The following is a 12,927-nucleotide window of genomic DNA, read 5'->3' on the forward strand; positions in this document are numbered from 1 at the left end:
CAGGCCCTGGAGATCGCCGACATGCTGATCCGCTCCGGCGCGATCGACCTGGTCGTCATCGACTCGGTGGCCGCCCTCGTGCCTCGCGCCGAGATCGAGGGCGAGATGGGTGACAGCCACGTCGGGCTCCAGGCCCGCCTGATGAGCCAGGCGCTTCGCAAGATGACCGGTGCCCTGAGCAACTCCGGCACCACGATGATCTTCATCAACCAGCTGCGCGAGAAGATCGGCGTCATGTTCGGCTCGCCGGAGACCACGACCGGTGGCAAGGCGCTCAAGTTCTACTCATCGGTCCGCCTCGACGTGCGCCGCATCGAGACGCTCAAGGACGGCACCGACATGGTCGGCAACCGCACCCGCGTCAAGGTCGTGAAGAACAAGGTCGCACCGCCGTTCAAGCAGGCCGAGTTCGACATCATGTACGGCAAGGGGATCAGTCGCGAGGGCGGCCTGATCGACGTCGGTGTCGAGGCCGGGCTCGTCCGCAAGGCCGGCGCTTGGTACACCTACGAGGGTGACCAGCTCGGCCAGGGCAAGGAGAACGCCCGCACGTTCCTCAAGGACAACCCGGACCTGGCCAACGAGCTGGAGAAGAAGATCCTCGAGAAGCTTGGGGTCGGGCCATCGGTCGACGCTCCGGCAGACGACCTGTCGGACGAGCCCATCGGTGTGAATGACTTCTGAGGGGTCCGGCAGCAATCCTGGGCCGGTCGCAGAAGACCGGCCAGCGCCGGCGTGGGCGGGTGATGTCCACGACGGTGTCGAGGCCTGGACGAGGTCGTCGAGGTTGTCGAAGTCCGGGTCCTCGGAGTCCGACGATCCCGGGGAGCCCTTCGAGCGGGTGCCGACCCGCCGGGCCGGGCGTCGCTCGAGCCGGTCCCGGGATCGCGCTGCAGGCAGCTTCTCAGAGCGCCGGACCAGTCGGGCGCCCGCACCTCCTGACGTCGAGGCCCAGGGTCCGCCGGCCGACCCCGAGTCGGTGGCACGCAAGATCCTGCTCGACGCCTTGACGGGTCAGGCGCGCTCCCGCAAGGAGCTGGCGGACAAGCTGGCGAAGAAGGACGTTCCGCTCGAGCTCGCCGAGCGGTTGCTCGACCGGTTCGAGGAAGTGGGCCTCGTCGACGACGATGCGTTCGCCCGCGCCTGGATCGCGTCGCGCCAGCCTGGCAAGGGTCTCGCCAGGCGCGCCCTGGCCCAGGAGCTGCGCCGCAAGGGCATCGTGGACGAGGTCGCTCGCGAAGCCCTGGACGAGATAGATCCCGGCGACGAGGACGCAGCCGCGCGCGCCCTGGTGCGCAAGAAGCTGCGGTCCCTGCATGGGGTTGACCAGCAGAAGGCGACCAGGCGCCTGGTGGGGATGCTCGCGCGCAAGGGATACGGCGCTGCCATGGCGTTTGCGATCGTCAAGGACGAGCTGCGACTCCACGGCGAGGCCGAGCTCGACGAGCTCGATGCGTTCGCCGAGGAGGGGCTCTAGTCTCTGCCCATGCGTGATCTTCGCTCGGCTCATCCTGGTGAGCAACATGGGTGGAGCTGGGCGACATGACGGTCCGGTTGACCGTTGTCGATCGCGGCCATGTCCTCGCGGGAGTCGTGCGCGAGGGCGAGTCCTGGTGGGAGGCGGCCCAGCGGACGGCCGGGTCGCTGAGCGGCGTACCCTCCCCGATCGACCTCAGTGGTGAGGTCAAGATGTTCGCCATCGACCACGACTGGTCGGTGACGGTGCGCGCAATGACCCGGGGTGACCTGCCACTCGTGACCCGATGGCGACAGCGTCCCCACGTCCACCAGTGGTGGACCGATGACGGCGAGCCCACCCTGGAGCGGGTCACCGAGCAGTACGCCGCCGATATCGACGGCACCACACCCACGCGGATGTGGGTCGCCGAGGTCAACGGACGCTCGGTCGGTTTCGTCCAGGACTACCGGGTCGGTGACTACCCGGACTACGCGCTGCTGACCCCCGATGCCGACGCCGTCGGGATCGACTACGCCATCGGGGAGCCCGAGTGGACCGGCCGCGGTCTCGGCACGCGAATCCTGTGGGCGTGGCTGCTGAAGGCCCGACACCGGTTCCCGGGGACGGCTCGCTGCTTCGCAGCGCCGGACCACCGCAACGAGGCCAGCCTGCGGGTGCTGGAGAAGTCGGGGTTCGTGCGCGGGCTGTGGTTCGACGAGCCACGAAGGGACGGCGGCGTCGACACCGTGGTGGGCTGCACCCTTGATCTCGATCGTGTCCTCGGAGCGGCTGGTGGGACATGATGGCGCCATGACCCACACCATCGTTGACAGCGTCCGGCTCCCCATCGGGCCGGTGGACCTCAGGGCCATCGAGACCGACGCGGCGCCCGGGTTCGACGGGAGCAAGGCAGATGGCAAGGCCGCGCTGGCCGACATGGCCTCCGAGCTTGCTGACCAGCAGGAGAAGCTGTGGGCAGAGGGCACGGCCGGATCGCGGCGACGGATCCTGTTGGTCCTCCAGGGCATGGACACCTCGGGCAAGGGCGGCGTGCTCCGCCACGCCGTAGGCCTGATCGACCCCCAAGGCGTGCGGATCACCAGCTTCAAGGCGCCGAGCGAAGCCGAGCTCACGCACGACTTCCTCTGGCGCATCAAGAAGGGGCTGCCCGAGGCGGGCTACGTTGGGGTCTTCGACCGGTCGCACTACGAGGACGTCCTGATCGCCAAGGTCCGCGGGCTGGCCGAGCCTGACGAGATCGAGCGCCGCTACGGCGCCATCAACGTCTTCGAGGCAGGACTTGCTGCCGAGGGCACCACGATTATCAAGTGCATGCTCCACATCAGTCCCGAGAAGCAGAAGGCGCGCCTCCAGGCGCGGCTGGACAATCCTCAGAAGCACTACAAGTTCAACCCGGGTGACCTGGACGAGCGAGCCCATTGGTCGAAGTACCAAGCCGCCTACGAGCTTGCCCTCGAACGCACCAACACCGACCTCGCGCGCTGGCACGTCATCGCGTCCGACAAGAAGTGGTTCCGCAACCTCGCGGTCGCCCAGCTCCTGCTCGAGACCCTGCGCGGGATGGACCTCCAGTGGCCCGTTGCCGACTTCGACGTCGAGGCACAGAAGCAACGGATGTTCGAGGAGACACCGCCAGCGTGATCCCCACCGTCGAGGTGACGCGTTACGTCACGCCCCTGCGCGAGGGTGGGAGCCTGCCCGGCATCGTGGAGGCCGATGACCTGGGCACGTACGTCTGCAAGTTCCGGGGCGCGGGACAGGGTCTCAAGGTACTGGTGGCCGAGGTCATCGTCAGCGAGCTCGCACGCCGCATCGGCCTGCGTACCCCTCGCCTGGTGGCGCTCGACCTGCATCCCGAGATCGCGCGCTACGAGGCGGACGAGGAGGTCCAGGACCTCCTCAACGCCAGCGCTGGCCTCAACCTCGGTGTCGACTTCCTCCCGGGCGCCTTCGGGTTCGACACGGATGCCAGGACGGATCCGGAAGAGGCGGCAACGGTGCTCTGGCTGGACTCCTTCACCGCCAACGTCGACCGGTCCTGGAAGAACCCCAACCTGCTCGTGTGGCACGGCGATCTCTGGGTGATCGACCACGGGGCTTCCCTCTACTTCCACCACGGGTGGTCAGGTGGCGTGAGTGACCCGGCTCGCTTTGCCCAACAGCCCTGGGACATCGGCGAGCACGTGATGAAGGACCGCGTCGACGACCTCCCGGCCGTCGACCAGCGCATCAGTGGGTTGCTCGACCGGGACGTCTTCGTCGACGTCCTCGACCAGGTTCCCGACGCGTGGCTCGAGCCGGTGCCCGGCGCATCGACGACGCCCGACCTGCGCAGCGCGTACGTCGACTTCCTCACCGCACGTCTGGCCACCCGAGCTTGGCTGCCGGGTGCACCGTCGTGAGTCGGCTCGCCTACCAGTACGTCGTCCTGCGCTGTGTGCCGCGGCCCGAGCGCGAGGAGTTCGTCAACGTCGGAGTCGTCGTCTACTGCCAGTCGAGCGACTTCCTCGACTCCGTATGGCGCTGCGATCCCGCTCGGCTGCGTGCGCTCGACCCCGGGCTGGACCTGGGCGCCGTCCGGTGCGCGCTCGGATTTGTCGAAGCCGTGTGCCGAGGTGAGGAGCGCGGCGGAGCTGCCTCCGCCCAATCGCTCGGGCAGCGTTTCGGGTTCCTCAAGGCGCCGAGGAGCACCGTGCTCCAACCCGGGCCGGTCCATGGTGGATTGACCGCGGATCCGGCCCGGCAGCTGGAGCGACTGCTCGAACGACTGGTGAGCTGAGGCCTAGGGCGCCTTGGAGGCCCCCACGTAGCGCAGGAGCATGTCGCCGTCTCCGGTGCTCTTGGCGTACACGTAGAAGCCGCTGTTCTCGGCGGCGTCGAGACCCGCGGCACAACCCGCGAAGACCTCGCCGGACGCGGCTTGGACGTTGTCAACCAGGGTGATGTAGACGCACATGACACCGGCGGTCGGGTCGGGGTTGGTGAACGTGCCGGGGCAGAGTGTCTCGTTGACCTCGCTGCGGACCAGGCTTGGTGCCGGAGGGCGGGGGAGCGAAGGCGCTCGCGCCGGCAGCCCCGTTGGTGCCGTTCGTCCCGTTCGTAACGTTCGTGCCGGCCGGACCGCTGAGCTTCGTGGCCTCGGAGGCCTTGAAGTCCTTGACCTGCAGGGAGCCGTTCTTGATGTCCTTGCTGGTGACGGTGTTGTCCTTGATCTGCTTGCCGGTGATCACGGCGGCGGCGGTGGCGCTGCCCCCCATGGCGACCACGATCGCGCCGGCTGCCACGACGTGGACGGCGCGGATGCGGCGAGTGCTGGCGGTGGATGAGTTGCGGAACATGATTCATGACCTCCCGTGTGTGAAGGACGCACCGCGCCCCGGGAGGAAGGTGTCAGTCCGGGGCGTGCCACCACCAGCGGATCCGACCAAGAGTGGTGGTAGCACCACGGCACGGTCTAGACCGGCCGGTGGGGCATCCAGGCCCAGGTGGTGGTGGCACCACCGGGGTTCTAGACCGGCACGAGCTCCACGGCACCGACCGCGTAGCGGGCCAGCACCACACGCGCGACCTCGGGGTGTGCACCGAGCGGCGCGGAGACAGCAACCGCGCCGGCCTCGAGGGCGAGCTCGGCCGCCCGGTCACCCAGGAATCCCGGCGCCAGGAAGAACGACGCGACCGCGATGTGCCGACGCCCTTCGGCCCGGAACGACCGAACTGCCTCGCCGGCGGCCGGCGGAGCCGCGGAGGCGAAGGCAGCCGTGACCGGCAGCCTGTGGCGTGTTCCCCACGTGCGTGCCAGCCTCGCCACGGCCTGGTTGGCCAGCGGGTCGGACGAGCCGGCGGCGGCGAGGACGAGCGCGTCGAGCTCGCGCACGCGGGCCTCCTTGAGGGCCTCGCGCAAACGCACGTCGAGAACCTCGAGGAAAGCAGCCTCCATCCCCAGCACCCGGGAGGCACGGATCTTCAGGTTCTTGTGCCGAGCGGTGGCTTCAGCGACTGCCTCCGGGACGTCGACCTTGGCGTGGAAGGCCTCAGTGAGGAGCAGCGGCACGACCACGATCTCGTCGAAACCGGCCTTGACCAGCCGGTCGACCACCGTGTCGAACGACGGCTTGGACAGGTCCAGGAAGGCGGTCTCGACGCGCAGGTCGGGGCGCATGGCCTTGACCTCCGCCACGAGGGCCTTGATCGTCGCGGCGGAACGAGGGTCCCGGCTTCCGTGAGCCAGGGCAACCAGTGCAGGAGCGGCCATCAGAGGGGCCTCCCATCTCGGGTGGTGGTGAAAGGGTCGACGTCGTTGTCGCTGGGGTCGAGGGAAGTCATCAGTGGATACCGCACTCGGTCTTGGTCGTGCCGGCCCAGCGACCGCTGCGTGGGTCGTCACCGGGAGCCACGCGCCGCGTGCACGGCCAGCACCCGATGCTGGGGTAGTTGTCGTAGACGAGCGGATTGACGAGCACGCCGTTGTCCGCGATGTAGGTGTCGATCTGCTCGTCGCTCCAGCGCGCGAGCGGTGAGACCTTCACCTTGCCCTTGCGGGCGTCCCAGCCCACGACGGGCGCGATCACGCGGTTGTGGGTCTCGGCCCGGCGAAGCCCGGTCGCCCAGGCGTCGTACCCGGCGAGCGAGTCGGCCAGGGGGTGGACCTTGCGCAGCTTGCAGCACAGGTCTGGATCAGTCTTGTAGAGGTCCGTGCCGTACGTCGCATCCTGCTCGGCGACGCTCTGGACCGGCGTGATGGTGATCAGGTTGACCGGCAGGGTCGCCTTCACGGCGTCACGGGTCCCGATCGTCTCCGCGAAGTGGTATCCGGTGTCGAGGAAGACGACGTCCAGCCCGGGGGCGACCTTGGCTGCGAGGTGTGCGAGCACGGCGTCGCCCATCGAGGAGGTCACGCAGAAGCGCTCACCGAAGGTCGCCACCGCCCATTCGATGATGTTCTCGGCAGGCGCGAGCTCGAGCTCGGCACCGACGTGGGAGACCAGCTCGCGCAGCTCCTCAGGCGTCCGGCCCGCGGTGTGGGTGCCCTTGAAGTCGCGCGCCGCCTGGGTGGAGAGACTCATCGCTCGTGTCCCGTCGCTACCGGGGACGCGTTGGGCCGGACCAGGCCGAGGTACTTCACGCTGAAGGCACGCAGGCACGAACGGCACTCCCACCCCTCCTCCAGCGGCCACAGGTTCGTGTCCGCGCAGTAGGGGCAGTGCTGGGTCGCCTGGCGTGCGCTCATGGGGAGTCGGCCTCCCCGCGGAGGTGGACCTCGTCGGCCCGGGCTGCCCAGGTCGCGAAGCTCTCGCCGTCGGTGCGGTCCGCGAGGTAGCCGTTGACCACGTGGGTGATGTAGTCGTCGAGGCCCGCACTGGTGATCTTGTGGGCACGCAGCTTGCGGCCGAAGTTGGCCTGGAGCCCCAGGGCGCCACCGAGGTGCACCTGGAAGCCCTCGACCTGGTTGCCGTCCTCGTCCATGACGAGCTGTCCCTTGAGGCCGATGTCCGCCACCTGGGTCCGGGCGCAGGCGTTGGGGCACCCGTTGACGTTGACCGTGATCGCGGTGTCGAGGTCCGGGAAGCGCTTCTCGAGCTCCGTCACGAGCTTGCGGGAGCGTTCCTTGGTGTCGACGATGGCGAGCTTGCAGAACTCGATGCCGGTGCAGGCCATGGTGTTCCGGCGCCAGTTGCTCGGGCGCGCGGTGAGCCCGATCTTCTCGAGGTCGTCGGCGAAGGCGTCGGTGTCGCCTGCGTCGACGCCGAGCACGACGAGCTTCTGGTACGCCGTCAGGCGGGCACCGAGGGCGCCGTACCTCTCCACCAGGTCGCCCAGGAGGGTCAGTGTCGTGCCGTCGATCCGGCCGACGACCGGCGCGGCACCGACGAAGAAGTTGCCGTCCTTCTGCTCGTGGATGCCGATGTGGTCACCCTGGGAGACCGGGGTCGGCGGGGACGGGTTGTCGACGAGGGCACGGTGGAGGTACTCGGTCTCGAGGACCTCCCTGAACTTCGCCAGGCCCCAGTCGGCCACGAGGAACTTCAGCCGGGCCTTCGAGCGCAGTCGGCGGTAGCCGTAGTCGCGGAAGATCGAGGCGACCCCTTCCCAGGCGTCCGCAACCTCGTCGAGGGGGATCCACACCCCGAGCTTCTGGGCGAGCATCGGGTTGGTGGACAGGCCGCCGCCGACCCACATGTCGAGGCCGGGACCCAGCTCCGGGTGCACCGTGCCGACGAAGGAGACGTCGTTGACCTCGGGAGCCACGTCGTGGCTCGGGTGCCCGGTTAGCGCGGTCTTGAACTTGCGGGGGAGGTTGGAGTACTCCGGGTTGTTGATGGCCCGGCGCTTGATCTCGGCCAGCGCGGAGGACCCGTCGATGATCTCGTCCCGGGCGATGCCGGCCACGGGCGAGCCGAGGAACGGGCGCGGAGAGTCGCCGCAGGCCTCGATCGTGATGAGGCCGACGCCCTCGAGCCGCTCCCAGATCGCAGGGACGTCCTCGACGCGGATCCAGTGGTACTGGATGTTGTTGCGGTCCGTGATGTCCGCGGTGTTCCGGGCGTACGTCGTCGAGGTCTCACCCAGGGCACGCAGCTGCGCAGGCCCGAGGATCTGGCCGTCGGTGCGCACGCGCATCATGAAGAAACGGTCGTCGAGCTCTTCCTCCTCGAGCATCGCGGTCTTGCCTCCGTCGAAGCCGGGAGCGCGCTGCGTGTAGAGGCCCATCCAGCGGAAGCGACCGCGCAGGTCGGCCGGGTCGATGGAGTCGAAGCCCCGCTTGGAGTAGATGTTCTCGATGCGTGCCCGGACGTTGAGGGGATTGTCGTCCTTCTTGGACTGCTCGTTCTTGTTCAGCGGCTCGCTGTAGCCGAGAGCCCACTGGCCCTCGCCGCGCTTGCGGCGGACGGGCTTGGCCTCGACTGGTGCGGCAGGGGTGCCGACGGGTGCGGCGGGGGTGGCGGTCACGGTGTTCGTGTCCTTCTTCGCTGGGCCGCGCGCGACGATGAGCGCGGTGAGATGCAGGGGGCTGGGCGGCGGATCAGCGATGCCAACACATCGAGCTGCGCGTACGACCGAAGTCGACGTGGCGTCGAACCACGAGGAACTTGGACGTCACAGCGAGAGTCATGTCAAGGAGTCTCAACTCTCGGACAGTCTGTCCACAAGGTGAAATCTCATGATGAGAGACGCACTGCCACATAGTGAGACGGTGCGGCCCGAATCAGGCGGGAACGGCGGCCTCCGTGCGTCGTACGTCACAACCGAGGTGACACCACCGGCGACCGCGGGCCCTAGGCTGGCGACATGACGGATGCCACCCTGTCCCAGCTCACCTCCGGCGCCTACGAGCAGGCGTTGAAAGTCATCGAGTCGGTGGAGCCGCGGATCGCGGCTGCCACTCGCCAGGAGCTGCTGGACCAGCGGGGCTCGCTCAAGCTGATCGCCTCGGAGAACTACGCCTCGCCGGCCGTGCTGCTGACGATGGGCACCTGGTTCAGTGACAAGTACGCCGAGGGCACGGTCGGGCACCGCTTCTACGCCGCCTGCCAGAACGTCGACACGGTCGAGTCGCTTGCCGCCGAGCATGCCCGGGAGCTGTTCGGGGCGCCCTACGCCTATGTGCAGCCCCACTCGGGGATCGACGCCAACCTGGTCGCCTTCTGGTCGATCCTGGCCAACCGGGTCGAGACCCCGACCCTGAAGCGGCTCGACGCGAAGAACGTCAACGAGCTGGCCGAGGCGGACTGGGAGGCGCTGCGTCACGAGTTCGGCAACCAGCGACTGCTGGGGATGTCGCTCGACGCAGGCGGCCACCTCACCCACGGCTTCCGTCCCAACATCAGCGGCAAGATGTTCCACCAGCAGCAGTACGGCACCGACCCGGAGACGGGGCTCCTCGACTACGACGTCGTGGCCGCCAAGGCCCGTGAGTTCAAGCCGCTCGTGCTCGTGGCGGGCTACTCGGCGTACCCCCGACGGGTGAACTTCGCGAAGATGCGCGAGATCGCCGACGAGGTGGGCGCGGTGCTCATGGTGGACATGGCCCACTTCGCCGGCCTGGTCGCCGGCAAGGTGTTCGTCGGCGACGAGGACCCGGTCCCGCACGCCCACATCACGACCACGACGACCCACAAGTCGCTGCGCGGTCCCCGTGGAGGCATGGTGCTGGCCCAAGAGGAGTTCGCCGCAGACGTCGACCGTGGCTGCCCGATGGTGCTGGGCGGTCCGCTGTCACACGTGATGGCGGCCAAGGCGGTCGCCTTCGCCGAGGCCCGCCAACCGTCCTTCCAGACCTACGCGCAGTCCATCGCCGACAACGCCAAGTCGTTGGCGGAGGGGTTCATGTCGCGCGGTGCCCGCCTCGTCACGGGGGGCACCGACAACCACATCGTGCTCCTCGATGTCTCGGGCTTCGGGCTCACCGGACGCCAGGCCGAGTCGGCGCTGCTCGACGCCGGTGTCGTCACCAACCGCAACTCGATCCCGGGCGACCCGAACGGCGCCTGGTACACATCCGGCATCCGACTGGGCACGCCCGCACTGACCACGCGCGGGTTCGGCCACGACGAGTTCGACCGAGTGGCCGAGCTGATGATCGAGGTGCTGACCAACACCCAGCCCGGCACCACCAAGGCGGGGACGGCCAGCAAGGCGTCGTACGTCCTGGCAGACGGAGTGGCGGAGCGCGTCCAGGCAGGTGCCGACGAGATGCTGGAGAAGCACCCGCTCTATCCGGGGCTCGTCCTCAACTGACGTCCGCCCGGCGTAGACGCGCGGACATTGGTCGCGCCGAGCCGTCTCTTCACGCTGCCAACCTCCAAGCAGTGCTGGGCAACGTCCGCGCGTCTACACCGACGGTCCGAATCAGCGCCTCGCGCACCCACTTGGGGCGGAACATCACGTCCTCCCAGGTGAAGCGCAGCACGGTCCACCCGTCAGCGACCAGGAGCGTGTAGCGGCGGACGTCCTTCCGAAATCCCTGGCGCCCCCCGTGCCACTCGAAGGACTCGCACTCGATGACCAGTCGTTTCTCCACATCGACCAGGTCAGGGCGTGCCCAGCAGGTCGGCGAGGAGATGACTACCTGCGGCTCGACGTGCAGGGCAGGAACGGTGTTGCAGATGGCGCGCGTGGCGGATTCGAAGGCGTTGGCGGACTCTGCTCGCGCCGCTGCCCCGATGCGCTGAGCTCTCGCCTGGCCTCGGCCCTGCACTGAAGCCACGGCCCTCCGCAGAGCCGCCTCCTCGCCATGACGCAGCGCCGAGTCCGCGATGACGAGCGCTTCGTCGTCCGGGAGCAGCCGCAGGCACTGCTCGAGGGTCACCTCGCGGTTGGTCGCTCCGTCCGTGACGTCGTCGCTCGTCAGGTCACGGCGATGGATCACCAGCTGGTCTCGCCACGGTGAAGGAACACGTCGGTGGCGAGGGAAGATCACGTGCGGCTTCACCGGCGGAACCTTCACCTCCCACCCGTGACGTAGGGCCGCGCTGGTGAGGGCCAGCACGCCGTTGGCCCCGTGGGCGATCCGAATGGCGTCGTCCGAGCGCGGCAGGATGTAGCGACCGTGTCCGGCGCGCAGGACGGTCCCCTCACGCAGCGCCCGATCGACGTGCTGCCGGCTGGTTGCTGCGATCAGCGCAGCCCGAGTCGAGAGGCCTCCCGAGCGCTCGATATGGGTGCCGACGTCCATCCGACGAGCATGCTAGAACCGGGCCGTCCTTGCTCGAGTCATCCACAGGCGTAGACGCGCGGACCTTGGTCCCTCCTCCGCTCGACGTCACGCTGGGCCGGCAATCGCGCGGAGGGCAAGGTCCGCGCGTCTACGCCAGCAGGGAGCGGTAGAGCTCGACGGTCTTGTCGGCGATCGCAGCCCAGCCGAAGGACTCGATCGCGCGTTGACGACCGGCCACGCCGAAGGCACGGGCGCGGTCGGGATCGGCGACGGCGTCGTTGAGGGCGGCGGCGAGGTCTGAGACGTAACGGTCGGGGTCGAGGGGGGTCCCGGTGCCGTCGGCGGCCTGCTCGATCGGGACCAGCCACCCCGTCGAGCCGTCGACGACGACCTCGGGGATGCCGCCCGTCGCGGTGGCGACGACAGCCGTCTCGCACGCCATGGCTTCGAGGTTGACGATGCCCAGCGGCTCGTAGATCGAGGGGCAGGCGAACACCGTGGCCGCCGTGAGCAGCGCGACGACGTCGGCACGGGGGAGCATCTCCTCGATCCACACCACGCCGTCGCGGCTGGCCGCGAGACCGTCGACGAGCGCGCGGACCTCTGCCGCGATCTCGGGAGTGTCCGGCGCACCTGCGCAGAGGATCAGCTGCACGTCGGCAGGCAGCTCGGCGACGGCGCGGAGGAACAGGGGCAAGCCCTTCTGCCGGGTGATGCGGCCGACGAAGATCACGCTGCGGCGGTCCGGATCGAGTCCGAGCGCGCGCACGCGGTCGGGGTGGGGGACCGGCGACCACAGGTCGGTGTCGATCCCGTTGTGGATCACGTGGACGCGAGCCGGATCGACAGCGGGATAGCTGCGCAGCACGTCGTCGCGCATCGCGGCGCTCACGGCCACGATCCCCGCAGCACCTTCGTAGGCCGTCCTCTCCACCCAGCTCGACAAGGCATAGCCACCGCCCAGCTGTTCGGCCTTCCACGGACGCATCGGTTCCAGGGAATGTGCGCTGACGACGTGCGGGATGCCGTGCATCAGCCCGGCGAGGTGGCCGGCCATGTTGGCGTACCACGTGTGCGAGTGGACGAGGTGCGCCCCCGCGCAGTCATCGACCATCGCGAGGTCGACGCCCAGGGTGCGGATCGCCGGGTTGGCGTCGGCGAGCGAGCTCGGTTCGGCGTACGACGACGTGCCGGCCTCGTCCCGCTGGGCACCGAAGCACCGGACGCGCGCCTCCATGTCGGGCTGCTGTCGCAGGGCGCGGACGAGCTCGGCGACATGGACGCCCGCACCGCCGTAGACCTCGGGTGGGTACTCCTTGCTCAGGACGTCGACGCGCATGCCGGTGAACCTACCGGCGCTGCGGGGTGGTCGGCACCGGCCAGCCGCACTAGTTTCGAACCATGACGGCTGCCCCCTCCCGCAAGAAGGTCCTCGCCATCGTTCTTGCCGGCGGTGAGGGGAAGCGCCTGATGCCCCTGACCGCCGACCGGGCCAAACCGGCCGTGCCGTTCGGCGGGATCTACCGCCTGATCGACTTCGCCCTGTCCAACGTCGTCAACTCGGGTTACCTCAAGGTCGTCGTGCTCACGCAGTACAAGTCCCACAGCCTCGACCGGCACGTGACGACGACGTGGCGGATGTCCAACCTGCTGGGCAACTACGTCACCCCGGTCCCTGCGCAGCAGCGCATGGGCAAGCGGTGGTACCTCGGCAGCGCTGACGCGATCTACCAGTCCCTGAACCTCATCCACGACGCCAACCCGGACATTGTGGTGGTGGTCGGCGCTGACC

General features: G+C 68.7%; 16 protein-coding genes. 8 read left to right on the plus strand and 8 right to left on the minus strand.

The features are described 5' to 3' along the window. From recA to JWN68_RS14030, 6 genes are all read left to right on the plus strand, one after another. Positions 1-684 (plus strand): recombinase RecA (recA, locus tag JWN68_RS14005; protein WP_297739944.1); only part of this gene is annotated, 684 nt, incomplete at its 5' end. 103 nt (positions 685-787) lie between these two features. Beyond that, positions 788-1,477, plus strand: a complete 690-nt coding sequence (locus JWN68_RS14010) for a regulatory protein RecX (RefSeq protein ID WP_297739946.1) — start codon at positions 788-790, stop codon at positions 1,475-1,477. Positions 1,478-1,527: 50 nt separating this feature from the next. Continuing rightward, complete coding sequence (locus tag JWN68_RS14015; RefSeq protein WP_297739948.1) at positions 1,528-2,262, plus strand: GNAT family N-acetyltransferase; 735 nt, start codon at positions 1,528-1,530, stop codon at positions 2,260-2,262. A gap of 7 nt (positions 2,263-2,269) precedes the next feature. Next, the gene (locus JWN68_RS14020) at positions 2,270-3,121 is read left to right on the plus strand and encodes a PPK2 family polyphosphate kinase (protein WP_297739950.1); all 852 of its coding nucleotides are present in this window, start codon (positions 2,270-2,272) and stop codon (positions 3,119-3,121) included. After that, positions 3,118-3,882: a HipA family kinase gene (locus JWN68_RS14025; protein WP_297739952.1), complete on the plus strand. Its 765-nt coding sequence runs from the start codon at positions 3,118-3,120 to the stop codon at positions 3,880-3,882. The genes JWN68_RS14020 and JWN68_RS14025 overlap by 4 nt, the downstream gene beginning before the upstream one ends. After that, the gene (locus JWN68_RS14030) at positions 3,879-4,259 is read left to right on the plus strand and encodes a DUF3037 domain-containing protein (protein WP_297739954.1); all 381 of its coding nucleotides are present in this window, start codon (positions 3,879-3,881) and stop codon (positions 4,257-4,259) included. The genes JWN68_RS14025 and JWN68_RS14030 overlap by 4 nt, the downstream gene beginning before the upstream one ends. 3 nt (positions 4,260-4,262) lie before the next feature. On the opposite strand, the gene JWN68_RS14035 is transcribed toward JWN68_RS14030, so the two are convergent. From JWN68_RS14035 to JWN68_RS14060, 6 genes are all read right to left on the minus strand, one after another. Further along, positions 4,263-4,436: a hypothetical protein gene (locus JWN68_RS14035; RefSeq protein WP_297739955.1), complete on the minus strand. Its 174-nt coding sequence runs from the start codon at positions 4,434-4,436 to the stop codon at positions 4,263-4,265. Then, the gene (locus JWN68_RS14040) at positions 4,411-4,818 is read right to left on the minus strand and encodes a hypothetical protein (protein ID WP_297739957.1); all 408 of its coding nucleotides are present in this window, start codon (positions 4,816-4,818) and stop codon (positions 4,411-4,413) included. The genes JWN68_RS14035 and JWN68_RS14040 overlap by 26 nt, the downstream gene beginning before the upstream one ends. A gap of 170 nt (positions 4,819-4,988) precedes the next feature. Next, positions 4,989-5,732 (minus strand): sirohydrochlorin chelatase, encoded by a 744-nt coding sequence (locus JWN68_RS14045; protein ID WP_297739959.1) that lies wholly within the window; start codon positions 5,730-5,732, stop codon positions 4,989-4,991. Positions 5,733-5,802: 70 nt separating this feature from the next. After that, on the minus strand, positions 5,803-6,543 hold the full coding sequence (locus tag JWN68_RS14050; protein ID WP_297739961.1) for a phosphoadenylyl-sulfate reductase: 741 nt from the start codon (positions 6,541-6,543) through the stop codon (positions 5,803-5,805). Further along, on the minus strand, positions 6,540-6,707 hold the full coding sequence (locus JWN68_RS14055; protein WP_297739963.1) for a hypothetical protein: 168 nt from the start codon (positions 6,705-6,707) through the stop codon (positions 6,540-6,542). Before JWN68_RS14055 ends, JWN68_RS14050 begins: the two co-directional genes overlap by 4 nt. Next, positions 6,704-8,428: a nitrite/sulfite reductase gene (locus JWN68_RS14060; RefSeq protein WP_366519810.1), complete on the minus strand. Its 1,725-nt coding sequence runs from the start codon at positions 8,426-8,428 to the stop codon at positions 6,704-6,706. Before JWN68_RS14060 ends, JWN68_RS14055 begins: the two co-directional genes overlap by 4 nt. Positions 8,429-8,767: 339 nt before the next feature. On the opposite strand from JWN68_RS14060, the gene JWN68_RS14065 reads away from it, so the two are divergent. Continuing rightward, complete coding sequence (locus JWN68_RS14065; RefSeq protein ID WP_297739965.1) at positions 8,768-10,216, plus strand: glycine hydroxymethyltransferase; 1,449 nt, start codon at positions 8,768-8,770, stop codon at positions 10,214-10,216. A 49-nt stretch (positions 10,217-10,265) separates the two neighbouring features. On the opposite strand, the gene JWN68_RS14070 is transcribed toward JWN68_RS14065, so the two are convergent. Continuing rightward, a complete protein-coding gene (locus JWN68_RS14070; protein ID WP_297739967.1) occupies positions 10,266-11,153 on the minus strand; it encodes a DUF559 domain-containing protein in 888 nt (295 codons plus the stop codon). 130 nt (positions 11,154-11,283) lie between these two features. Next, the gene (glgA, locus tag JWN68_RS14075; protein WP_297739969.1) at positions 11,284-12,474 is read right to left on the minus strand and encodes a glycogen synthase; all 1,191 of its coding nucleotides are present in this window, start codon (positions 12,472-12,474) and stop codon (positions 11,284-11,286) included. Between the two features lie 62 nt (positions 12,475-12,536). On the opposite strand from glgA, the gene JWN68_RS14080 reads away from it, so the two are divergent. Further along, a partial coding sequence (locus JWN68_RS14080) for a sugar phosphate nucleotidyltransferase (RefSeq protein WP_297739971.1) occupies positions 12,537-12,927 on the plus strand: 391 nt, incomplete at its 3' end.

This window comes from Nocardioides sp. (assembly GCF_025964975.1).
GTDB lineage: Bacteria > Actinomycetota > Actinomycetes > Propionibacteriales > Nocardioidaceae > Nocardioides.